Genomic DNA, 24,392 nt, shown 5'->3' on the forward strand with positions numbered 1-24,392 from the left:
ATCTTAATCCTTTAACATTAAAGAAAGATTAAGACTGAAGCGGCTGTAACTCTACCAAAGTCGAGTTCCCTTGCTTGGTCAATTGAATGAGCTCAGCCCCATCTGACGAGATGTAATTGTCATCTCCGTGCAATTTAACCTCACTCAAATGACCTGCAGTTTCAATATAGGCGGTCCGCTGATCATAAGCTATCAGTTGTCCTTTGGCACCAATTAGAGTATTCGTATTACTGTTAAAAGGAATCGCACCTTCCCATTCTGTGGTCAGTGAGGGTCTGCTCGCCATGTGAGTGAGGTCAGGTGTAGTTTTAACCTTAATCAACTGCTTATTTTGTACCTCTCCGATATACACTTTTCCATCTTTTATACCTAGTATTCGTTCATTGTTATTTTCAGAAATGACTTGCCGTTTGCTGCCGTCAAGCGCAATAACGCGGTGAACTCCGCCTTCGTCACTATCCAGAAAAAGCGTTCCATACCGGTCTGAGGCCGCCATATTGTCAATGGTCTCTCCCGATCTGCTTAAGGTACGAACGTTTTTCATCACGTCGATTTCCAAAAGCAATTCTTTCGACACACCTTTTACCGTTAGGTACATCAAATTAGTGGACGTGGAGACAACTAAGTTTTCGATTTTACCTCCGGCAGGGAACGAGTTTATTGTTTGATTAAAGCGATCGTCAGGTGCAGTGGTCTCATCGCTATTGGGGAGATCCAGGGAATAGAGCTCAGTGATTTGCGGATTTCCATATTGCTTTTCAAGATGAGGCGCCCCGGATATCTCTTTTGTAACGGTTTGGGGAACTTCCCGGGCGATCTTTTGATTGGGATCTTCTGTTTTCGGTATGAGCTGGGTGGAACCAGACGTTGGAGCCGGTACTTGAATCGTTCTTTTGGGAGAGTAAACGGTCCTATAAGTTACCGAATGAGGGTTTTTCTTAGCATAGAAATACAGTAACATGTTGCGGTCCGGCAGCCATTGATATATGAGAACACCTAAACCTTTATCATGACTTGGCGGTGCTTTCTGAAAGACTACTTTATTTTGTTTGAGATTAAAAACTTTCAAGGTACCGTTTTCCATATAAGCGACATAATCCTTAGCATAGGAAACCTTAATATTTGTAAGATCGGCGGCAGGGATAGTGGCTTTAATCTGAGTCGTTATCGGTTGGGCAGTGACCCCAGGCGGTGATAAAACGTTTTGGACTTGGTTATTTAAAATAGAATAACCGCCAAATTGCAGTAATACGGAAGTGAATGTCCAAACAAAAAAAGTACGTAATCTTTTCTTCATCCCAGATTTCTCCTTTATATTTTGCAGAGACGACCTTAACGTTATCAGGCCAAGTCTTCCTGAATAAATTAGCTGAAAGCAAACCCTAAGGAGTTACGACAAAGGCAGTAGGAATATAGCGTTCCCCGAAAATATCCCAGAGCTTGTTCTCAACTTGTCCATTATAGACAAGTTCTGATGAAGAGCCGCCGTCAAGGTTAACAGCATTGACGGCATGATAATTTTCGAAAACATTCATCAGGTCCCGTAAGGTTGCTCCAATACTCCAAGTTGGCTGTCTGCCGTCAATAACCACAAAAATCACCGTTCCATCAGCCATCTGCCCAATTCCTGTGCGAGGCGCAATCCCCCAGCCACCATCCCCTGAAATGACAGGATTTCCATCGACAATTAAATTCGGTCCGAAGGTAACCGCTTCAAGGATATGTTTCTGAGCTACTTGTGCTGCAGTCAAATTTCCGATAATCAATTTGCCTTGATCATTAAACCCCACAATATTAACCGCCTGATTGCCCACATTGTTGTGGACTATTTTTCCATTTTGCACGGTGAGCCCGTCTGGAAATGCTCCATTTCCTTTGCCATTAGGATCGTAGAATCCCCCCGCATTAATACCGGCAACTGCTCCCGTATCCTTTACAAGATCGCTGACTCTTTCACCCGTTACGCCAATCTCTTTAGTAACCGCTGCCTTCACGCGCTTCGGGTCTTTAATGAGCATTACTTTCCCTTTGAAGCTTGGACCTTGAATATCTTCAATGGTAATACCGGAACTGGCATCAGCCATTACTTTTTTACGCCCAATGCTTTGACTGCTGCTAACTCCTTGGGCATCATTCTGATTCATAATTCGGTCGATTTCTGCTTGGGAGAGAAATGCCTTGACAACCTGAGGATGACGGGAAGTATAAACTGAACCAACTGCCATTACTTTTAGCGCCTGAAAAGGACCCCAGAACAAAACAAACGGAGCTAAGATCATAAGAAGGATGAGGTTATAGGCTAAAAATGTAATAATTACTTTCACTCGAATTCTGCGTTTTCTTTTCATGTAAGAAAGTCTTCCCCTTTTCTAAACTAAATCACTGAGAACTGCTCAAATCCAAAGGCTATGCTATTTTACCACTCAAAGATTAAAGCAAGATGAAAAATGACGAAAAAAGACCGCCCATGGCTCTAATGGGCAGTCTTTCTTACTACCGATACGACAGGAACAACCCTGTCGGATTTCATGGATCATAATAATTTAGCTTACTCGAACCTTAAAGCATCAATCGGATCCATTGAGGCAGCTTTCCGTGCGGGGAATACGCCGAAAATAATACCAATAGCGGCGGAAAAACCAAAGGCTACCAATACAGAAGATAATGAAATACTGGTGCTCATCTTCAGCGCCGTTCCTATCAAAAAAGAGCCTGCGGAGCCAAGAACAACGCCGATGCCTCCGCCCAAAACACTTAGTACAATAGCTTCGATGAGAAATTGCAATAAAATATCACTGTGCTTTGCTCCGATGGCCTTACGAATCCCTATCTCCCGGGTTCGTTCCGTCACTGAAACTAACATGATATTCATAATGCCAATTCCTCCAACCAAGAGAGAAATACCTGCAATTCCGCCGAGGAGCATGGTTAGAGTTTGGGTTACCCCTTGCATGGAAGCCAAAACATCCGCCTGATTCTGAATGGTGAAATCATCCGCTTCGCCATCTTTAATTTTATGAGCTTTGCGCATGTCTAAGGTGATTTCATTTTGTGCAGTTTGCATTAAATCCGGGGAGGCAGCCGAAACCAAGATGCTGCGTAAGTTTTTCCTTCCGACTAAACGCTCCTGAACAGTTGTGATCGGCGCAAGAATCATATCATCACTGCTTTGAAAGCCCGTTGACCCAGTACTGGTTGTCACTCCAATGACTTGAAAAGGCACGCCGTTGATCTTGATGTTCTTGCCAATGATATCGGCGTTGGGGTCCCCCATAAGATCGTTGACTACATTCGGCCCCAGGACAGCAACCCTGGCATATCTATCCACATCGTTTTTGGTAAGAAATCGGCCTCTGGCCATGGTGACGTTTTTAATTAATTGATAACTCTCATTGGTTCCGCTAATTTGAGTTGAGGTGTTTCCGGCACCCAACACCACCTGATAATCATTATCCGTATAGGGGGCTGCCGCTTTCACAGCCGCATCTAATTTGATCTTATCGATATCACTTATTGTCAGAGTCGTTAAACTACCGGCTCCCCCGTGGACTCCTCCGAAGTTAGTTCGTGCAGGACTAACGGTAATAAGATTCGAACCAAGTCCCTGAATTTGCGAGGTGATTTGTGCCGTTGCACCATTACCGATGCCGACCATGGCTATGACAGCCGCTACCCCGATAATCATCCCCAGCATTGTCAAAGCCGACCTAAGTTTATTGGCCCGCAAAGCCCTGAGTGAAATCCTAATACTTTCCAAAAAGTTCAACCCTACTACTCCTCCTTCACCTATCGATGTCCCTACATAACCTTACTATTAATGTCTTAAAAACAGCTTAAAAAATAAAGTTTTATCTCCCCTGGCCACTGATAATAAGGCCCCATTACTTATGAAAAAAGTATTAATTCAGGGAAAAATTCTAAGAAAAATTAAAGGTTGGTACTTTATCATGGGGATGATCAAGGTAATCGAATATAAATTTGCCTTACAGATTTTAGAGATTTGAAACTTGTTATTCAAAATTTGTGGCGACGGCAAATTCTTTTTAGGGAGGTGAAGACGATACCATAGGACATTTGTCATTTTTAAAGAGTCTAAGAAATTGAATATAGGAGAATCAAAGTGGAAACTATTCTATCCCACCTTGGGCAATTTGTTGTCAGTGTTATTTCTCTGTTCGGTTATCTGGGAGTTTTTCTGGCCATGGCCATTGAAAGTGCCTGCATTCCCCTACCCAGTGAGATCATTCTTCCTTTCACCGGTTATATGGTCTTTTTGGGCCGGTTCACTCTCTGGCAAGCAACCCTGGCTGCTACCTTAGGCAACCTCTTTGGAGCACTTATTGCCTATTATATCGGACTATGGGGAGGCCGACCGTTCATCAAGAAGTTTGGACGCTATATTTTTATCCGTGAGCGAGAATTGTCCAACACCGAAAAATTATTTGAACGACGCGGCGAATTAACCGTATTTATTGGCAGGCTCTTGCCTGTAGTACGAACCTTTATCTCCCTGCCCGCAGGCATCGCAAGAATGAACGCTTTCAAAATGGCTGTTTACACTGTCGCCGGAGCTCTGCCCTGGTGCCTAATGCTTATTATTACCGGCCAGAAACTGGGGGAAAATTGGAATACCCTTAAACCACTGTTTCATCGCCTTGATTTAATCGTCGCTCTTCTAATTTTGATGCTGGTTGGTTTCTGGATTATCCGCAAGAGAAAATCACTAAAGTCTAAAAAATAGACAGTGGCGAATTTAATGATCACAATACTCTCACACTCTGAACATAACAGATCAATTTTCCTTAGTGAACTAGTTTAGCATAAGCTGAACAGCGGGGCTTCGGTGAGAATCTCAAGATTGAATCAATTTAAGCTAATAACTGGAGGCATATAAATGAACAAAAAAACTATGGCCATGGCTGCAAGTCTAGCCATCGGCGGATCTCTGCTTTTTGGAGCAGTGTTAACAAACGCTTCGCAATTATCCGGCTATGAAACCTATAAAAATGCTGTAAAGGATACGAAAAATCTCCAAAATGAAACCGTCGATTTAAAAGCTTCCCTTACGGATAATGGCGAGAGCTTGCTAAACGTTACTTCGAATCTGAAACTTAATGAGAGCGCTAATGCCATGAGTAAAGTAACTACTATAACTTCGGGTAATACCACCCAAACTGAAAGCAGTTATGAACAAGACGGAAAACGAATCACTAAAAACAGTAATAGTGATCAATATTATGTAAGAGACGACAGCCATTCTACCTCTAACTCTATAAAAGAAAGTCAAAATCCCGTGGTTGAACAGAGTATGGAAGTTGTGGCCGATACCTTGGCCGGAAGCATGCAAAATAAAGTAAATACTACTGCCAACCCAGATGGAACTAAAACCGTCGCTATCAACCTAGGGGAAAATGATGTAACACCTCTCGTCAATGCCTTAACCTCGTTAGTCTTCACGGCAGAAAATCACAGAGGTTCCTTTCATCACGAAAGCAATGATTCCAATAACACCAAAGATTTAAAGGACGCGATTCCTCAGCTGCAAAGCAATATCAAAGTTGTCAGCGTTACTTCTACAGGGAGTATCAATAAAGACGATATTATTACAGACCAGACTGCAAAGATCGAGGTATCAGGCACAGATGCTCAGGGTACTCAGCATGATCTGATCTTTAATCTTAATTTGAATCTGTCCAATATCAACAGCACGACTCCTGATAAAATTGATTTAACAGGAAAGCAAGTAACAACCATGTCATTTCACAAAGAGTAACTCACCATCAGGTTATAAAGAAAACTTAGCTGGCGCCAAGCCTCCGGCGAGAGCGGCAGCTAAGTTGCACGGATGCTAGAAGACGAAGACATTGTCTTCGCTGAAAGTATAAAAAAAATGCCAGAAAATGAGCAATCTTAATTTGCTCATTTTCTGATAAATTAACAAAAAACGGGTGAAGCTAGTGGAAAAGGTATTAGAAGTGGCTGGGCTCACGAAGATTTACAAGAATGGACGCGGAGTGAAGGATATTACCTTTGACGTTTGCACAGGTGATATCTTCGGCTTTTTAGGTCCCAATGGGGCAGGCAAAACCACTGTCATGAAAGGGATTACAGGGTTAAATACTCTTCAAAAGGGGCATGTTAAAATATTAGGGTATAATTTGGACTCCCAGTTTGAAAACGCCATGAGAAATGTCGGTGCAATTATTGAAACCGCTGATGTTTATGAATATATGAGTGCTTATGAAAACCTAAAATTCATTGCACGTTTCCATCAAACTATTCATGAAGAAGATATCGATAACATTCTTGAATTGGTGAATCTGACAAGCTATAAACAAGAAAAGGCAAGTAAATTTTCCCTGGGCATGAAACAAAGGCTGGCCCTTGCCAGAGCTTTACTGCCAAATCCTAAGCTGATAATTCTAGACGAACCCACCAATGGCTTGGATATTGAAGGTACGGTCCAAATGCGGAATCTCATCAAGGAACTCGCCGCAAAAAGAAAAATGACCTTCTTCATATCGAGTCATTTAGTCCATGAAATTGAACTTATGTGCAACAAAGTTGCCATCATTCATGAAGGAAGACTTGTCAATAACGGCGTATCCATCGAGAGCATTAAAGAATCCTATCAGTCTTTAGAGGACTTCTATTTGAATCAGGTGACGGAAGGAGGAATGGTCTGATGGATAGTCTAAGGGCAAATGTCATTAACGAAGTTCGAAAATTATTCCTAAAGAAAAAGGCAGTGGTATTCCTGGTAATTATGGCTATAATAAGCTTTTTAACAGCCTTCTTTATAGCAAACATTCAAGCCAAACTCATTTTTATTGCTGTCAATTCCTTCAGCTATCCCTTAATGCTTTTAGCCATCTTTACAAATATTCTTCTGCCTCTCTTTGTTTTTATGACAGCCTCAGATTTATTTTCCGGCGAAGTCGCAGACAGAACGCTAAAGCTGGTTCTAACCATGCCGGTAAGCCGTTTCAAGATCTATCTCTCGAAAATACTGGCTGTCAGCATTTATGTCATTTTCAATTTCTTCTTAATCTTTCTTGTTTCCATGGCCTCTGCCTTTTTCTTAAAAATTACTGTCACCAGTATCACAAGTGTTGTCGTTGGCTACTTAACCGACATTATTCCGGCGCTTATTTTAGTTATTTTTGCCTCATTTATTGCCCAATTTTTTCGCAGCGGGAGTACGGCTCTCATCAGCTCGATCTTCATCTTTATTGGCATTAAAGCTTTGTCCCTCTTTAACACCTTGTTAAATAACAACATTTTTACGACCTATTTGAATTGGTACTCACTGTGGCTTCCCAATGGAACAAATCTTTTAAGAGGGCTAAACTTGCTCCTGCTCCTCTTGGCTTACGGAATTATCTTCTTCACTGGCGGATATTACTTATTTGACAAAAAAGAAATATAAACTGCTGAACCTAGTTATCCGTTTTTTTATTTCGTTTTTTTCCTTTTTGTTTTTTATAATGTTTTTTATTTTACTTTTTTAATCTGTTTTTAATGTTTATGTTGTAACATACTGCCTAACGCAAAAATACAGGCATACGCTTCTGACAAAGAAAAGAAGAACAACCAATCCTGTAATATCTTAAGGAGGAACCAATTTAATGAACTCATTTGACCTGCAAGGATACCATCTGTTAAACCAATTTGCCGGGCATCACGCAATACTTGATAAGATGTTTTCTTTTTTCGCCCAGTACTCCCTTGAGCTTTATATCGTCCTCTTTATTATCGCCTGGTTTTCCATGCCAAAATCCGAAATTAAGCAGCGGCATGCCTTACTGATAATGGGACTATCCGGTGTTTTAGGACTCATCGTCAACGTCCTGATATCCCACGTTTACTTCCGTCCACGCCCTTTTACCGTGCTTCAGAAAGGGACATTTACTCAGCTTATTCCCCATAGTGCCGACGCGTCCTTTCCAAGCGATCATACCACCGGAAGCTTTGGCTTCGCTGCCGCATCCTGGGGAAAGGCACCCCGCTGGATTACCATCAGCTTTACTATTTTAGCCATCCTAAATGCGGTCGGCCGCGTGTATGTCGGAGTGCATTGGCCAACCGATGTCATTGCCGGAATGGTCATTGGTACTCTCTGCAGCAGATTGCTCTGGAAGTTCAGTTCAATCTTTCAACCAATCACAGATTTTGGGCTGCGCCTATTCCATTATGGAGCCATGGAACAGAATGCTCTTAAATAGTCTGGAACCAATACAGCGAATTATATTTCATCAGATTCAATAATAACTCGAATTTATTAAATACGGAAAAAGGCCCTGTGCACTTAGTTGCACAGGGCCTTTAAGCAGAAAAATACTAAAATTTAAACATGCTAATAGCTTCTTGAAGATTTTGGGCCAACACGGTTAACGTCTGGCTTGATGCTGAAATCTGCTCCATAGAAGCCATTTGCTCCTCTGCGGATGCAGAAACTATCAAAGATTGGTGGGAAGTTTTTTGACTGATAACGCCGACAACCTCAATCGACGACTCAATGCTCTTTTCGCCACTCAGAATTTCCTGAATCGAAAGGGAAATTCCTTGGATAAGAGGTGATACCTCGTTGACGAGCTCAGCTATTTTTTCAAAAGCATCTCCTGCTTTACGTACAGTTTCAACACCGGCTTGGACATTTGCTGCTCCGGAACTCATAGCACTGACCGCATGATCAATATTGATTTGATTTTCCTGGATTAAGAATGCAACCTCTTCAGCCGCTTTTTGGGATTGTTCCGCTAACTTTTTCACTTCTTCGGCGACAACCGCAAACCCACGTCCTTGCTCTCCGGCGCGAGCCGCCTCAATTGCCGCATTAAGTGCCAACAAGTTTGTTTGTTCCGCAATGGCACTGATCACAGCAATAATATCTCTAATTTTCCCTGAACTGGTTGCTACTACACCAACTGCCTGGTTGACCACTTCCGTCCCTTGCCCGACTCTGTTCACCTGCTCAACTGCTGTTAGTACTGCTCTCTGCCCCTCCACTACTGCCGAGGAAGTTCTTTGCATAAGTCTATCGACATTGCTGCTATTCTCTGAAACCTCATGCACACCGGCAGACACGTTCTTGATATCTGTAGATGTTTCATCGATAGCTGCAGTTAGTTTCTTGCCATCCTTGGTCACATCTGCCATCGCCGTTGCTATTTGATTTGAAGCCGCTGTGCTTTCCTCAGTGATTGCCAGCAGCTCTTCGGAGGATGCGGCAACTTTCTCAGAGGACTCAGCAACCTCAGTCACCAGACTACGCAGATTCTGGGCCATTTTGTTAAACGCTCTAGTCAAGCGTCCAACCTCATCATTGGACCTTCTTTTGAGATTTTCAATCAGCAAATTGCCGTTTGCAATCTGTTCTATCTGAACGATGGCTTCATTCAAGGAGTTCGAAATAAAACTTGCAATTAGGATGCCCAATGCAATAGAGATCCCCAAAGCTGCTATTGACAATACAAATATTGTTCGGATTGCGCTTGATATATCTGCTTCGTTCTGTGAATAAACATTCGCCGCATCTTTCATTTCATAGTTTGATATATCCATGAGGGGGTTGTTGGTAGAATTCAGGTATGGAAATGCTGTATTTAAATAGTACAGATAGGCGCCATCTTTTGACTCCGAAGATTGTGCATCCGAGATGTACATGTTAATGGCAGCCTGTTGGGATCTTTCATAGAGCGCAAGGGATTGTCTAATTTCCGCAATTTTGGCCTTCTCGTAGGCGTCTGTCTGTCGTGACGCCAGATCATTCAGGTCTGCCTCAAAATTTGAATTACGACTTTTGATATCTTTTAAAAGGTCCTCTTTAGTTATAATTGATGGCCCCTGTAAAAGCATTAACGTTGAAGCTTCTCCTGCTCGGAGCTGGTTGCGCATATCATAATTATCCTTCGCCTTAAACATGTAGCTATTATACATAAGGACTAAGTCCCTATTTGATTTTTCGTTATAATAGTAACCTGCGAAGCCGAGTCCTCCCATAAAGATTGCCATGATGACAATCAGCGCAAAAATTTTAGTTCTAATCTGCCGATTTAAAAACCAGTTCATATTGATTCTCCTTTTATTCTATTTCTTTAATCACCATTACTATTATTTTTACATCATATTTTTAGCTAAACAATTATCCCCTAAGGATAATATTTATCCTCAAAAACAGTAGCACGGTTATCCCTATGGGATAATGAATTTTGCAATCTTCTGCACTTATTCCGTTATGGAATCATAGAAGAGTTTATGGAAAAGAATATACAGACTCTATGGATCAAACAGTTGATAAAATGTTTAACCATAGAGTCTTTTTCTGTACAACTGATATTAACTTCTTGTTATAGTTAAGTATTTCTTTAGGCCCATCTCCTTCAATTTCTTGCCAAACCCAGAGATTATTTTAGCAACCTAGATTGTAAAACTATTAACGTTTTTCTCCAAATCTTGAATCATTGAACTCAATCCTTTACTGGCTGAGTTAATCTGTTCAAGGGAAGCAACTTGCTCTTCCACTGCCGCAGATACAGTTTGGGTTTGATCCGCAGTATCTTGACTAATACGTTCAATTTCTTGAATAGAAGAGGCAATTTGTCCGGTACCGCTCGCAACTTCTTGGGTTGTTGATGATATTTCTTGTATCTGACTCGATATTTGCTGGACAAGTTCTGTAATCTCCAAAAATGACTTTCCTGCCAGATCAACGATATTTATGCCTTCAAGGACATCATTCACTTCATCATTCATGGCACTTACGGCCTTTTGAATATTTACTCCATTTTCCTGGATCAAAGCTGAAATCTGTTGAGCCGCTTCTTTCGACTGCTCGGCGAGTTTTCTAACCTCATCCGCAACCACCGCAAATCCTTTCCCATGTTGCCCTGCCCGTGCCGCTTCAATCGCTGCGTTCAGGGCAAGCAGATTTGTTTGCTCTGTTATACCCGTAATTACATTGATTATTTTATTAACCTGGTCAGAACTCTCTTCCAACTTTTGAACACACTGTTGTACTAACTCCGTCTTGTTATGAATGCTATCCATTTGAGCGATGACTTTATTAATTGCCTCTTGACCGTTATCCGTTGTTTGAGCGGTTTGAACCGTTAATAAGGAAATATCATTACTCGAAGCGGCAACTTGCTGCGTGCTGGCTGACAACTGCTCAATTGCACTTACGGTATCAGCTATAGCACTAACCTGTTTTTCGGAACCGCTGGAAACTTTCTCAATAGCAGCAGCTATTTGAGATGATGCCAGAGCACTTTGCTCGGTAATGGCTGACATCTCATCAGAAGATTTAGCGACGTTTACAGAGGATTCCTGGACACTTCGTACTAAATGTCTTAGGTTATTCGTCATAACGTGGAATGAACTGCTTAATTGGCCAAATTCATCATGTTCGTTTGCCTGTTGTATTTCTAAGGATAAATCCCCTTTGGCAACTTGCTCTGCCGAATCCATGATTCGATGCAAACGTCTTAGAGTTTTTGTGACGATAAACCAAATCAATAAGGCCGATAACAAGAGTTCAAGGATAATAAACATAATTACTTTTGTCGTGAGCTGCGATATAAAACTATCAATGGTTGAACTGGGTACACCAATGAATAACATCCCTATGATATTCCCTTGTTGATCCTTAATGGGTTCATAAATCGTTTGATTCTTTACACCAACGACAATTGCTTCGCCGGTATAGGTTTTCCCCTCTTTAAGGGTCGCTTGCTCAACTGCAGGCGAAACCTTAGTCCCCACTGCTCGAGAACCATCAGCATTTTTTACATTTGTAGCAACCCTTATATTTCCTTGAAAAATGGTGACATTGTCATGGGCCAATTTTCCAATTTGATCAACAATGTCAGTACTGTTTAAAATACTCTCGCCTTTATACAATTTGTTATCTTTAATGGCCCACTCCCCTGGAAATAACTTATCAATCATATATTTAGACATCGCAAGATCTGATGGCAACTTTTCTTGCGCTACAGTTACCATGCCATTGCGAAAGGTTTCAACTGCAAATAGCGTAATCACTGATGTCGATACAAGTACTAATGTCACAATAATGACAATCAGTTTTGCTTTGATGCTAAATTTCATGGACTCGCCTTCTTTCTCAAAGTGTTCAGGTTAGCGCTATCTTTAGATTTTATGGAATTTATGTTAAGATTTCATTAACATCCATTATAGTCAATGCCGCGATTCATGAATAGGACCAAAGGTCTCAAATAATCGTGCCATTGGCACAAATTTCATAAACCGTAGTAATTAAATGCTATAGAGAACTCAATTCCATACTAAAGTGGACTCATTCAGCTGAAACCGACCTCGTGGCTTTGTTGACGATCGTCTGCCGTGAAAGTTTTTTCATTGAGCCTCATAGTTGGGGATAAACTAACATGCCGTTCAAAATAACGATTTGAACGGCATGTTAGTTTATCCCTATTTAATTCAACAGTTAACCTCATCTAAATACTGCCCTGGCACAAGGTTGTCTTTGTAACAATGATTAAACGATTTTAGTCGTCCACTCTTCTAAGTTCCACACATCCGTCACCCAATCCTCATAGAAATCAGGTTCGTGGGAAACAACAAGCACAGTTCCGCGATAATTCATGATCGCTTTCTTCAACTCTGCTTTCGCTTCCACATCCAGATGATTCGTCGGTTCGTCCAGAACCAGCCAGTTCACATCTTTGAGCATCAGCTTGCATAACCGCACTTTAGCGTTTTCTCCCCCGCTCAAAACCATCATCTTACTGGCAATATGCTCGCTGGTTAAACCGCACCGAGCCAGGGCTCCTCGAACTTCGGCATTGGCCATACTGGGATATTCATCCCAAACCTCTTCTAAAGCCGTTTTCTCATTCTTCCGGCTTGATTCCTGCTCGAAATAACCTGGATACAGATAGTCGCCCAATTCTACTGCTCCGGAAATCGGCTCAATATAGCCCAAAAGGGTCTTGAGCAGCGTAGATTTTCCTAAACCATTAACTCCCCGAATCGCCACTTTCTGGCCTCTCTCCAAAGCCAAATTTAAGGGACGGGTCAAAGGCTCATCATAACCCAGAACAATCTCTTGAGCCGTGAAAATCATTTTCCCCGGTGCCCGGGCTTCGCGAAACTTAAAGGTGGGAGTAATTTTCTCCTTAGGTTTCTCGATCAATTCCATTCTGTCCAACTGCTTCTGCCGGCTCTTAGCCCGACCCGTGGTGGAGATTCTTGCCTTATTGCGGGCAATAAAATCCTCCAGACGGTCGACTTCTTTTTGCTGTTTGTCATAAGCCTTAAGCTCTTGCTGTTTGCGTGTTTCAGCCAACTGGACAAATTCCTCATAATTCCCTGTATAGCGAGTCAAATTAGCATTCTCTACATGATAAATCACATTAATCACGGCGTTTAAGAAAGGAACATCATGGGAAACCAAAATAAAAGCATTTTCATAATTAATGAGATAACGTTTCAGCCACTCGATATGCTCAGCATCCAAAAAGTTCGTCGGTTCATCCAGAATCAGAATCGTAGGATTCTGCAGCAGGAGTTTCGTCAGCAGTACCTTGGTTCTCTGCCCTCCGCTTAAGTCTGTGACATCTTTATCGAGGCCGATTTCCCCTAAGCCCAAACCATTGGCGACTTCTTCAATTTTAGCATCCAGCATATAAAAACCATTATGCTCCAAGATGCTTTGAATTTCTCCCACATCGTCCAAAAGTTTATTCATCTCTTCTTCAGAAGCGCTTCCCATGCGGTCATATAAGGTCATAATCTCCGCTTCCAAATCAAACATTCCTTGAAAGGCTTCTTTCAGAACATCCCGGATGGTTTTCCCTTTGCTCAAAACCGAATGCTGATCTAAATATCCAACCGTCACTCGATTCGACCATTCGACCTTCCCTTTATCAGGCATGAGTTTCCCAATGATAATATCTAAAAAGGTAGACTTTCCTTCTCCGTTGGCCCCCACTAAACCCACGTGTTCCCCTTTTAACAAGCGAAAACTGACATCTTCCAAAATTTTGCGTCCACCAAATCCATGGCTCACGTTTTCAACATTTAATACGCTCATTGACCGTTTCTTCTCTCCTTACTTATCAAACATGCCTCCGGCTTTTCGCCGCTTAATACCCTTACGGGTTTCACCGATCTTTTGGGTGGACTTAACCGGCCCTCCCTGTTGAGAACTCTTCATTTTTTTATCCGCAAGAATCTTTTTCATCTGGGCAATTGTCTTATCATCCATAGAGCTATCCCCTCAAGTTTAGTTATTGCTTCTTATTTTGAGCAATCTTTTCGGCTAATTCATTTAAATAGGTCCAGCGCTCGATGAGTTCATCGAGATGTCGTTCTAATTCTTCTTGATGCTTTGCCAACTCATTTAGTTTGCCAAAATCACTGCCTGCCTCATTCATTTTTTGTGAATTCGTCTGCAATTCTTCTTCAACCTGGGCAATCTGAGCATCAATTTGAGCAAATTCCTGCTGCTCCTTAAAGGTCATTTTCAGGGGCCGTTCCTTTTTCCTGTCAGCTTCTTGATTTTCTGCCTGACCTCTCATGCCGGAAGGACTTGAGGATTTGTTGCCGCTTTGACCGGATTTGGAAATCGCTGCGCGCAGAGTTGCTTGCTGAGCCGCCTGAGCCTCCTCCTGAGCTGCTGCATAGAGCTGCTCGCGATAATCTGAATAGTTTCCCACATATTGACGAATCGTTCCTTCCCCTTCAAAGGAGAAGATCTTTTCCGTCACCCGATCAAGAAAATAACGGTCATGGGAAACGGCGACCACAGCTCCCGGAAAGTCATCCAGATAATTTTCCAACACCGTCAAAGTCTGAATGTCCAAATCATTGGTGGGTTCATCCAATAAAAGAACATTCGGAGCCCCCATTAAAACTTTCAAAAGATAGAGCCTGCGCTTTTCCCCGCCGGAAAGCTTGCTGATAGGCGTCCACTGGGAAGACGGGGGAAATAGAAAGCGCTCCAACATTTGCGAGGCTGTCAAAACTCCGCCGTCCCCCGTGGGAATCACTTCTGCTATCTCTTTTATTTCCTCAATAACACGATTTTCCGGATTCAAGGCCGTGTTTTCCTGAGCAAAATACCCTAGTTTAACCGTAGATCCCACATCGATACTGCCTTGATCCGGAGACAAACGCCCCGCCAGGATATTCAAGAGCGTGGATTTACCGCTCCCATTCGGTCCGATAATCCCCACCCGGTCATTTCTCAGCAGCACATAACTGAAATCTTTAATCACCATTCCCCGGTCCGGAAACCCTTTTTGTACAGCACTGCATTCTAAAACCTTTTTTCCTAAACGTGAAGCCACGGCCGACATTTCCAAACGTTCGCTGTTCTCAAAAGGCTTATCAGCTTGAAGTTTTTCAAACCGCTCGATTCTGGCCTTCTGCTTTGTTGAACGGGCCTGAGCCCCCCGGCGCATCCAGGCCAGTTCATTGCGCAAAAGATTTTGGCGTTTTTTCTCACTTGCCTCCGCCTGTTCCTCCCGTTCAACCTTTAATTCCAGAAAGCGGCTGTAATTCCCGGGATACGGGTATAATTTGCCGCGATCAATTTCCAAGACACGGCCCACAACCCGGTCAAGAAAATAACGATCATGGGTAACCATAATTAAGGCGCCCTTGCGCTTATTTAAATATTGTTCCAGCCAATCCACGGTGTCATTGTCAATATGGTTCGTCGGTTCATCCAGAACCAGAATATCTGCGGGATTAATCAGCGCACTGGCTAAAGCGATGCGTTTTCTTTGTCCCCCTGACAAGGTTCCCACCACCAGATCAAACTTAGCAATTCCTAATTTCGTAAGAATTGTTTTAGCTTCGTTCTCCAGCTGCCAGGCATCAAGTTCGTCCATCCGCTGACCGAGAGTTATCACGGTTTTCTGCAAACCGGAATTCTCCGGTTGATTGTTTAATTTCTCCAGGGCGCTTTCATACTCCCTCAGCAAGTTCATGACAGGAGAATTCCCTCTGAAGACCTGCTGCAGAACCGTCGCACTATCTTCAAACTCAGGATTTTGGGGTAAGAACTCTAAGTGTACATTGCTGCCCATCGTAATACTGCCTTGATCCGGTTTCTCAACTCCTGCCAGGATCTTGAGCAGGGTAGATTTGCCCGTACCGTTTACCCCAATAATTCCGATCTTTTCCCCTTCATCAATTCCAAAGGAAATCTCTTTGAAAAGAATCTTATCGCTATAACTTTTAGTTAAATTTTCAACAGTCATGATATTCATGTGATTTGTTCCTCCAAATACCTCATATTATATCATGCTTTGACAAAGGATTCTTCAGAGAAACCTATAAAGAAAAAAGTCCTATAGCGATGTCAATCCATGGCATCGCTATAGGACTTTTTCTAAGAGATTTACTTCTGCAGGTCAGAACTTAAGTTACCCCATAAACCTCGTGCAACCGCCATTATTATCCGACTTTCTTATTGACCATAATATCTAAAATGATCCGATCGACTTCTTGGGTGCCCTGAGCTGCGAGACGACCGAGATTGGCAATCGTTTGTTCGGCCGTTTTTTCTATAATACCATCTGTGGACTGGATGGCAATCCCCTTAATCGCCATAACGGCCGACTGAACCGCAGTGCTCGTGCACGTTGACAGTTTTAAGGCACATCCAGCTTTTGCCCCGTCGCAGAACATTCCGGCCACATTACCCTGCATGTTTTGAATGGCTGTCTGGATTTCTTGCTTACCGCCGCCAAGCAAATAGGTAATACCACAGCTCGCACCTGTTCCCGATGCTGTAGCCCCACATAAGGCCGAGAGCCGGCCGATTTTTGTTTTAATATAAATTGCAATGAGATTGCTCAACGTTACTGCCCGTATTAATGGTTCATGAGCCGCCCCCAATTTTTCCCCGACAGCCACAACCGGCAAGGTTGCAGAAATCCCCTGATTACCGCTGCCCGAATTGCTCATAACAGGCAAAGGACAGCCAGACATTCTGGCATCGGAGGCACCGGCCGTCAAAGCCATGGCTTGAGTGATCAAGTCATCCGCAAAAATCCCCTTCTGGACACTTTCCTTGATCGTTTTACCCACTCTTAAACCATACTCGTTAAGTAATCCCTCTAAGCCAATCGTTTTATTAAGTTCGATTGCCTTCCTGATGATGGACAAATCCTCAATACTGACATTCTGCACAAAATCCCAGATAGAATCAATTGATAAAAATGAGTATTGACTCTCCTCATGCTCGTCAGCCTTATCTTCCGCAAATGTATCAAGAACTGTTTTGCCGTCAACTTCGATGAGAGCAACCCGTGTATGTTCATCAGCAACGATAACCTTGGCGTATGACTCCTGTGCCGTAATAGTTACTTCTATATATAGTTTCTTCGGGGTCTCAGCAACCTCGACAGCTATTAATTTTTCCGCAATCATTTTCTTGGCTTTCTCAACATCAAGCGCAGTCAATCCCGTTAAGACTTCCAGTCCTTTTCTATAATCCCCGGCAATCACCCCCAGGGCGGCAGCAAGATTCACTCCACTTCCCTCAATGCCGGGAATGGTTACAGCCATGGCGTTCTTTATGACATTAGTACTTGCAAGGACCTTGACGGAAGTGACTTCTCCCCGGACATAACTTTTGGCTAAAGCGGCAGCATAGGCAATCGCCATAGGCTCAGTACAACCTAAGGAAACTACGAGTTCCTTCTCCAATAATCCTAAAAATTCAGCATATTGCACTATTATATCCCTACTTTCTTAGTAACTAAGCGCATTTTATGTATTCTTCCAATTATGAAAAAACTCCTCTATTTGACGTATATAGTTTTTTTCAGCCTTGAATAATTTAGGGATTACTGAACAGTCCCCATATTTTTAGTTTCTAGGCAACAAACAAAATCTCCCAACTCGAAAAAAGGCGTTTCCCAAAAAAGGTACAAAAGATCCCGGAGGCGCTTCCCCAGGTTCATGATGATGAACTGTAAGCCAATGACCGTCTCACTCGTTTCTTTGAGACGTACCATTATTCGACCTAGTCCATAACGACGTTTTCCTTCACCGAATTTCGCCTCGACTGCATTTCTTAGGCCTGCCTCTTGTTTCTCTAGCCGCCTTTGTTCTAAATGCTCTTTTTTATCCTTCGAGGGTCGACCTAGTTTGGGCCCGTTAAGCCGAATGCCATGTAACTTGCAGTACTGCAGGTTGTCTCGGTTCCGATATATTTTATCGGCAATCACGGATTCAGGATAGTTTCCATGGCGCTCCTTATAGGTTTCTACCGAATCAATCAGGGTGGTGCCCTCATTAAAGGCTTCCCAACTCAACTTCTCGATCCAAGCAAATCCGTTGACGATACTTATGGCAACTTTCGCTCCAAATTCTGTGGCTGCTGTTTTTTTACCCCTCACAATCGGGCGAACATGCGGTTGGCTAATGCTCACGATACGCTCTTCTATAGTGTGGACTCGTTTGTCATACATGGTTTTTGCTGTTCAAAGAGTGTTTGTATGGTTTCTAAGTCTTTTTGCTGCCGTTTACTGAGTCCTTCTGGGTACTTGGCTGATAGTTTCAAGACGATCTGAAGGTCTCTTGTAACGAAGCTCAGCTGTTTCCGAATGGCCTTGCGGATTTCACGACTTCTGGGTTTCCGATTCTTTTCTAACTTCAGATAGAGTTTACGTGCCTTTTGTCGATAGGTTCTTGGCTTGAGCTCTTTCCCTATTTGATTCTCATGCAAGGTGTCCACCATGGCCTCTAACTTTTCCCGTGCGTCATTTAGTAGAGAAAAATCCGTGGGATATTTCACATCGGCCGGGGTGCATGTGGCATCCAAAATGAGTTTTCCGTGGTTTTGTTGGGGTGGTTGCTCACTGCTTGCTTGATCTTCACGACGATTGTCGTCTGTACAACCTGAACTTGGTGGGGGAGTGTTTTGATCTTTATGATCTTCAGTTTCCGTCTTTGTTTCTCCCTTACATAAGGCTTCGTTCAGTTCAGCAATTACCTTAGCGTCGAGGCGTTTCCGAAAATGGACCATACTCGATGAATCGAACGGTGGAGTGGTTTGAAATTCCTCCAGCCCGATGAAGTATTGCAAATAGGGGTTTTCCATGATTTGTTGGACGGTTTCTTCGTCGGAAAATCCACACTTTTCTTTGATGATGAGGGCACCCAATGCGACACGAACTGGTTTCGCAACATTTCCAGTATGCTTTGGGAAATGAGAAGCATATCGCTCTTCAACAACGTTCCAGGGAATCAAATCGGCCATCTTGACCCAACGGTTATTCGCATCAAGTTTGCCGCCTGCAAAAAATCTGAAGTCTTCGAGTAAGCTAATTTGACCTGTAGGTTTTCGGTACATTTTCGTCCCCCATCTGCAAGGTTTTTCGACCATATTCATCCTTTATCTTGCTTTATTATACCACGAAAATGGCCTTAGTTCCTACTCCCATGCAGGTTTCGAGGTTATTCAGTAATCCCTAATTTAAATATACCAGCATTAATAGATTCAATTAACTTGGGAAGGCTATCCCAAGGTTCAAAATTCAAAAGACTCTCAGATAATATAGCTTAGGAGGTATTTTGCCATGTTATGTGCTGAAGTATCGATTTACCCACAGAAAACAAACAGTCCCGGCCAGGTTATTAACAATTCAATTAATTCTTTGTCCAATGAAAACATCCAGTACAAAGTCGGTTCCCTTAGCACTCACATTGATGGAAATGATGAGCAAGTATGGAATGGTATCAAGAAGGTTTTTGATGCTGCCAAAACATCCGGTGAAGTCAGTATGGTGGTAACTATCTCTAATACCGCCCATTAATATTATCTAGGCCGAAGCCCTCTATTCCAGAAAAGAAACTACGCAGCGGAGGGAGACACTGCCCCTACCGAAGAAAGAGAGAGGGTAACTCCCACTTATAGAATGCGAGTCTTAGTGAAAATAAAGCTTTAGGCCACTATTTTGTGTTATACTAATACTATAAGGCTCAAAAGATACTATCATAAAAGTACCACAATACTCAATTACTATAGACTATATTTAATATAGCTGCGACAATGGCAAACCCTGCGAAAGCAGGGGACGCAAAGCCACAGATCCTCTACTTAAGGTAAGGATGGCTGGGTTACCGAACAGTTATTTTTGTCGCTGTATTAAAAAGATATGGCGATTTTTTATTTCGTCTTTCGATCAAAATCTTATGAAAGTCTTCAGTATAAAGGAGGGAAATGCAAATGGATTTAGCAGTTACAGCGTCTATCATGAGCCAAGGCCAAGTTCAAAACCAAGCATCTGTTTCAGTACTAAAAAAAGTCATGGACACCGCTAAAATGGAAGGTAATGCACTAGTACAGATGATGGAACGGTCATTGAACCCGAATCTTGGTGGCAACCTTGATGTGAAAGCCTAAAGGAAAGTACTTATTTCAATCAACGTCAAAAGCGTCGGAATAACTTATTCCGACGCTTTTGACGTTGATTGTCTTATTTTGTTAAGATAGCATCTTCTTGAGCTTGAGTTATAGTCCCTGCTGTGACTAGCTTATCTAAAGCTGTCTTTAAGTCGTTAAGTTGCGCCTATCGAATTCAATCGGATAGTTCAAGATTCCTTCTTGTAAATTAGTTCATGACTTGTGTTGGAAATCCATGTTTCACCGCTAAAATCTCTCCCTTTGATGACTACTCTATTTTTATAAACATTTACCACGAGACCCTCACTTTTATTAGATAACTTCTTGCCATTAACATCAATTGGCATTGCCACGGATGAATCGTTGACCATATAAAACGGACCTTTCGCAATCTCCCGACCCAGCTCTAACTGCCAATGAGTGTGTCCGCTGAAAAAAATTACTTCCGGGTAGTGCCCTAACAACGTTTTTAATTGATCCCGCTGAATAACATAACCCTGTATCGAACGATACCAGCTACAGGTGGTATTATTGGGAAACGGTTGATGTAAGAAAACAAACATTGGTTTATGGGGTGAATAGTTTTCTTTAAGTTTTGCCCGAAGCCAAGCTAATTGATTGGCGGAAAGATAAGCCTTGTCTTTATATTCTTTTCCGCTCATTGCCGACTTTTCCGAACCAAGAAAGATAAAATGATAGCCAGATATATATTTGTCATAGTATACGTTTGGTTGACCAGTTAAACTTAAGAACCGCTTGATAGCTAACTGTTCTGTTTCACCATTTGGAAAGGTTTTCGGACTCCATCCGTTTGTTTTCTTGCTTCTAAAAGCATTATAAAATTCGTGGTTCCCAATCGTATAGTAAAATCTAATGTTCTTTCCTTTAGTCGTTATAAAGTTATGGAATACATTATAGTCCTGTAAATTTCCATTTCCTAAGTCGCCGTTAATGATGATATTGTTGATATTCAAATGTTCTTTCATGTCGTAAAGCATCTTAGAAAATTTGGTCTTTGCCAACTTGTCGCTGGCTTGAACGTGAATATCACTAACAACTCCAAACTGCAATAGTGGCTGATCTCTTAAATTTGTCGCTGAAGCCTTGATCGGGGGGGTAATTATATTAGAATCCGTAGGAATTGTCTGTTGAACAGTTGAAGGTTTAATAGGAAGTATGATGCAAATATTTATCAGCATAAATAGCAACTGAACTTTTATATTTTTTCTTTCTGCCAAAACTTATCCTCCATAATTAAATCTCTGGTTAGTTTGGCTTGAAACCTAAGTTAATAACCATTTTTATAAAAACTTGGCTGGCCCCCGCAGGCACTGTCTTCGCACCAATTAGCCCTTCTTTTAGTATTTAACTGAAAGTAATAATTTCTGATTGTACAAAAAACAGCCCCCTTCGTGATTTCAAAAATGGTCGGGGGGCAATCGTATCTATGTTATATAAATGCATAAAGTTATCAAACAGTCGTTATCCTATTAACAAATAAATTCTAAGGCAGGCACAACTACATGAACCTAAAATTCAAGCTATTTCTCGCTAGCCTCTGTACTCTAGTTTTAATCATCGTCTCATTTGCTGTCAAATGCCCTGCAGCAAATGATTATTTACCGGGAGATTCCCTAAAATCAAACTCTAGTAAACCTCTGGTTTCCCCCGCACCCCCATCTTTAGCTGTTGTAAATCAAGCTGAACCAAAAATGACTACATTTCCCAAAGCTGGTATACCTGTACTTATGTATCATTCCATCAAAACCCTTCCGGGCAACTCATTGGGCGTTCCAGTAAAACAATTCACCGAAGAAATAACGTGGCTTCACAATAAAGGCTATCATTCCATAACAACTGACGAACTGTATCAAACATTAGCAAATAAAGCTCCTATTCCGGAAAAGCCAATATTACTCACATTTGACGATGGTTATAGCGATAATTACACTTCAGCCTGGCCGATTCTACAAAAAAGTGGTTTCAGAGCAACCTTTTTTATTGTTACGAACTCAGTAGGTCAAGGAATGATGAGTTGGGACCAACTTAGCGACTTGGTGAAACAAGGAAATTCTATTGGCAGCCATACCGTTCACCATTTAGATTTATCGAAGCTTTCTTATAATAAACAAGAAAATGAACTTATAAGTTCAAAGGAAGCTCTGGAAAATCATCTTGGTATTAAGGTACAAGCCCTTTGCTTTCCCTCAGGAAAATTCAACAAAACAACCCTGGAATTGATGGCAAAAACAGGATATCAATTAGGGTTTACTACTAAGCAAGGAAGGGTTCATTCAGGAGATGACTTATTGACATTGCGCCGCGAACGGATTTATGGAGGGATGCCTCTGCCTTCTTTTCAGAAACTTTTTCCTTAGTATTATCCAAGATCAATAAATCAAGCCAACATCCTTTACGAATTTCGGCCATTATTTTTGTTCCTCTTACTACTTAGTGATAAAATTAACAGAAAACAGTCAGAGAGAGGTTGAAGAATATGCCTGATGAGCGCAAATACGTTAAAGATTATGCAAAAAGGCTGCAACGAGTTATAGTTGATTATGAACATACCATTGCAGAGCACCTAAACGAGGATTATCTGAAACAAACAAAGTGGCAAGATAAGCTGGCTGATCGGATTGCAGCGTTTGGCGGTAGCTGGAGCTTCATCATTATGTTTGCTACTTTTTTATCTGCCTGGATACTTATCAATACGTTAAATATCCTAGGCCATTTTGATCCTCCGCCCTTTATATTGCTCAATCTTATCCTATCCTTTATTGCTGCATTTCAGGCTCCAATCATCATGATGAGCCAAAACCGACAGACCGCTCGTGATAAACGAGAGTCTATCATAGATTTTGCAATTAATTATAAGGCGGAACTCGAAGTTGATGACATACAAGAACATCTCCATAGAATTGAAAGTGAAATGGCCCAGATAAAACTATTGTTACAATCTCAAAGATAGACTGCAATGCAGCGAATGCATGTAAACTATTTCATTTATAATATGCTATTATTAATTTATAATGTCTTATTGATTTAAAACTATTGAAAGGACATTGTATGCACATAGTTATTCTAGTCATCATAGTCTTAGCCGCATCAATATTACAGGCAGGAACCGGATTTGGATTTTCAATTATGGCTACTCCGTTTTTACTGTTAATATTTGAGTCACACGACGCAATCCAGTTGAATATAATACTTTCTCTTTTGATATCTCTTCTTATGACCTTTAAAATACGAAATGAAATTAATAAAGAGAGCCTAAAACGATTGGTAAAAGGATGTTTAATTGGAATCTTACCCGGCCTTTTGCTTTTTATCTTTCTTGATATGCGTCCTTTAAAAATATTTGTTAGTGTTCTGATCCTCGTATCTACGGGTCTATTAGCAGCTAAAGTTACTGTCAAGCAAAGTAACCCAAAAGAATTATTAACAGGAGTATTATCGGGCTTTCTAACCACAAGTTTAGGTATGCCAGGCCCCCCCTTATTGATTTATTTTGCGGGGGCAAAGGTCGATAAATCAACTCTTCGCAGTACAACGTTAGCTTATTATGTATTCGTATATTCTATTAGCCTCTTGCTTCAGTTCTCAATGTATCGTATCTCAAAAGGCGTATGGATTTCGGCTTTATGGGGGTTACCGTTTACATTATTAGGAATTTATCTGGGCCAATGGTTATTTTCAAGACTTAATCAACAACTGTTTCAAAAAATAATATATACTTTGCTATTCTTTACAGGCATATATTTGTTAGTTACCACTTTGTTTTAGCAAGCTTAATACATTGAATAACTGGCGGGATAGCTAATGCTATCTCGTTTCTATTAGGAGGTTACATTTGAATTATCCTATTCAAATTATTTTTTTCACATAATTATTGACATGAATAAATATAATATGGTAGAATATTTATTTTTAATTTTCAACGTTTCATGATATACTTAAGAGGTACTCTGAAGGTAGGTGTTAT

At 41.6% G+C, this 24,392-nt stretch carries 20 protein-coding genes, 1 pseudogene and 1 riboswitch; of the genes and pseudogenes, 10 read left to right on the plus strand and 11 right to left on the minus strand.

Annotated features, from left to right (window positions below; genetic code table 11):
- Positions 1 to 28: 28 nt before the first annotated feature.
- From DESACI_RS20030 to DESACI_RS20040, 3 genes are all read right to left on the minus strand, one after another.
- Positions 29 to 1,297, minus strand: a complete 1,269-nt coding sequence (locus DESACI_RS20030; RefSeq protein ID WP_014829046.1) for a hypothetical protein — start codon at positions 1,295 to 1,297, stop codon at positions 29 to 31.
- 85 nt (positions 1,298 to 1,382) lie between these two features.
- The gene (locus tag DESACI_RS20035; protein WP_014829047.1) at positions 1,383 to 2,348 is read right to left on the minus strand and encodes a phosphodiester glycosidase family protein; all 966 of its coding nucleotides are present in this window, start codon (positions 2,346 to 2,348) and stop codon (positions 1,383 to 1,385) included.
- A 200-nt stretch (positions 2,349 to 2,548) separates the two neighbouring features.
- Positions 2,549 to 3,766 (minus strand): ABC transporter permease, encoded by a 1,218-nt coding sequence (locus tag DESACI_RS20040; RefSeq protein ID WP_014829048.1) that lies wholly within the window; start codon positions 3,764 to 3,766, stop codon positions 2,549 to 2,551.
- 354 nt (positions 3,767 to 4,120) lie between these two features.
- Between DESACI_RS20040 and DESACI_RS20045 the strand changes: the two genes are divergently transcribed.
- From DESACI_RS20045 to DESACI_RS20065, 5 genes are all read left to right on the plus strand, one after another.
- Positions 4,121 to 4,741 carry a DedA family protein gene (locus DESACI_RS20045; protein ID WP_014829049.1) on the plus strand — a complete coding sequence of 207 codons (621 nt, stop codon included), beginning with the start codon at positions 4,121 to 4,123 and terminating at the stop codon, positions 4,739 to 4,741.
- A 153-nt stretch (positions 4,742 to 4,894) separates the two neighbouring features.
- Positions 4,895 to 5,773, plus strand: a complete 879-nt coding sequence (locus tag DESACI_RS20050; RefSeq protein WP_014829050.1) for a hypothetical protein — start codon at positions 4,895 to 4,897, stop codon at positions 5,771 to 5,773.
- A gap of 184 nt (positions 5,774 to 5,957) precedes the next feature.
- On the plus strand, positions 5,958 to 6,686 hold the full coding sequence (locus DESACI_RS20055) for an ABC transporter ATP-binding protein (RefSeq protein WP_014829051.1): 729 nt from the start codon (positions 5,958 to 5,960) through the stop codon (positions 6,684 to 6,686).
- Positions 6,686 to 7,429, plus strand: coding sequence for an ABC transporter permease (locus DESACI_RS20060; RefSeq protein ID WP_014829052.1), 744 nt, complete (start codon positions 6,686 to 6,688; stop codon positions 7,427 to 7,429). Before DESACI_RS20055 ends, DESACI_RS20060 begins: the two co-directional genes overlap by 1 nt.
- A 199-nt stretch (positions 7,430 to 7,628) precedes the next feature.
- Complete coding sequence (locus tag DESACI_RS20065) at positions 7,629 to 8,225, plus strand: phosphatase PAP2 family protein (RefSeq protein WP_014829053.1); 597 nt, start codon at positions 7,629 to 7,631, stop codon at positions 8,223 to 8,225.
- 115 nt (positions 8,226 to 8,340) lie between these two features.
- Here the strand turns inward: DESACI_RS20065 and DESACI_RS20070 are convergent, their stop codons facing one another.
- From DESACI_RS20070 to DESACI_RS20095, 7 genes and pseudogenes are all read right to left on the minus strand, one after another.
- On the minus strand, positions 8,341 to 10,071 hold the full coding sequence (locus DESACI_RS20070) for a methyl-accepting chemotaxis protein (RefSeq protein WP_014829054.1): 1,731 nt from the start codon (positions 10,069 to 10,071) through the stop codon (positions 8,341 to 8,343).
- 348 nt (positions 10,072 to 10,419) lie between these two features.
- On the minus strand, positions 10,420 to 12,108 hold the full coding sequence (locus DESACI_RS20075) for a methyl-accepting chemotaxis protein (RefSeq protein ID WP_014829055.1): 1,689 nt from the start codon (positions 12,106 to 12,108) through the stop codon (positions 10,420 to 10,422).
- A gap of 409 nt (positions 12,109 to 12,517) precedes the next feature.
- Entirely contained in the window at positions 12,518 to 14,074 is a 1,557-nt protein-coding gene (locus DESACI_RS20080; RefSeq protein ID WP_014829056.1) for an ABC-F family ATP-binding cassette domain-containing protein, read from the minus strand.
- Positions 14,075 to 14,092: 18 nt separating this feature from the next.
- A complete protein-coding gene (locus DESACI_RS24850) occupies positions 14,093 to 14,248 on the minus strand; it encodes a hypothetical protein (RefSeq protein ID WP_014829057.1) in 156 nt (51 codons plus the stop codon).
- Between the two features lie 22 nt (positions 14,249 to 14,270).
- Positions 14,271 to 16,259: an ABC-F family ATP-binding cassette domain-containing protein gene (locus DESACI_RS20085; protein WP_014829058.1), complete on the minus strand. Its 1,989-nt coding sequence runs from the start codon at positions 16,257 to 16,259 to the stop codon at positions 14,271 to 14,273.
- Positions 16,260 to 16,446: 187 nt separating this feature from the next.
- Entirely contained in the window at positions 16,447 to 17,730 is a 1,284-nt protein-coding gene (locus DESACI_RS20090) for an L-cysteine desulfidase family protein (RefSeq protein ID WP_014829059.1), read from the minus strand.
- 113 nt (positions 17,731 to 17,843) lie between these two features.
- Positions 17,844 to 19,354, minus strand: a pseudogene (locus DESACI_RS20095) (IS5 family transposase).
- Positions 19,355 to 19,580: 226 nt separating this feature from the next.
- On the opposite strand from DESACI_RS20095, the gene DESACI_RS20100 reads away from it, so the two are divergent.
- Both DESACI_RS20100 and DESACI_RS23865 read left to right on the plus strand, forming a co-directional pair.
- Positions 19,581 to 19,817, plus strand: a complete 237-nt coding sequence (locus DESACI_RS20100) for a YkoF family thiamine/hydroxymethylpyrimidine-binding protein (protein WP_014829060.1) — start codon at positions 19,581 to 19,583, stop codon at positions 19,815 to 19,817.
- A gap of 228 nt (positions 19,818 to 20,045) precedes the next feature.
- Positions 20,046 to 20,129, plus strand: a riboswitch (cyclic di-GMP riboswitch).
- 101 nt (positions 20,130 to 20,230) lie between these two features.
- A complete protein-coding gene (locus tag DESACI_RS23865) occupies positions 20,231 to 20,407 on the plus strand; it encodes a YjfB family protein (protein ID WP_014829061.1) in 177 nt (58 codons plus the stop codon).
- Between the two features lie 188 nt (positions 20,408 to 20,595).
- On the opposite strand, the gene DESACI_RS20105 is transcribed toward DESACI_RS23865, so the two are convergent.
- Positions 20,596 to 21,645 carry a metallophosphoesterase family protein gene (locus DESACI_RS20105; protein ID WP_014829062.1) on the minus strand — a complete coding sequence of 350 codons (1,050 nt, stop codon included), beginning with the start codon at positions 21,643 to 21,645 and terminating at the stop codon, positions 20,596 to 20,598.
- 285 nt (positions 21,646 to 21,930) lie between these two features.
- Here DESACI_RS20105 and DESACI_RS20110 point away from each other — a divergent pair, with 285 nt between their 5' ends.
- The 3 genes from DESACI_RS20110 to DESACI_RS20120 all read left to right on the plus strand — a co-directional run bounded on the left by DESACI_RS20110 (position 21,931) and on the right by DESACI_RS20120 (position 24,193).
- Positions 21,931 to 22,785 (plus strand): polysaccharide deacetylase family protein, encoded by an 855-nt coding sequence (locus tag DESACI_RS20110; protein ID WP_014829063.1) that lies wholly within the window; start codon positions 21,931 to 21,933, stop codon positions 22,783 to 22,785.
- 119 nt (positions 22,786 to 22,904) lie between these two features.
- The gene (locus DESACI_RS20115; protein ID WP_014829064.1) at positions 22,905 to 23,378 is read left to right on the plus strand and encodes a DUF1003 domain-containing protein; all 474 of its coding nucleotides are present in this window, start codon (positions 22,905 to 22,907) and stop codon (positions 23,376 to 23,378) included.
- Positions 23,379 to 23,476: 98 nt separating this feature from the next.
- Complete coding sequence (locus tag DESACI_RS20120; RefSeq protein ID WP_014829065.1) at positions 23,477 to 24,193, plus strand: sulfite exporter TauE/SafE family protein; 717 nt, start codon at positions 23,477 to 23,479, stop codon at positions 24,191 to 24,193.
- Positions 24,194 to 24,392: the final 199 nt, after the last annotated feature.

Origin of the sequence: Desulfosporosinus acidiphilus SJ4 (assembly GCF_000255115.2) — a bacterium.
In the GTDB taxonomy this organism is placed as follows: Bacteria; Bacillota; Desulfitobacteriia; order Desulfitobacteriales; family Desulfitobacteriaceae; genus Desulfosporosinus; species Desulfosporosinus acidiphilus.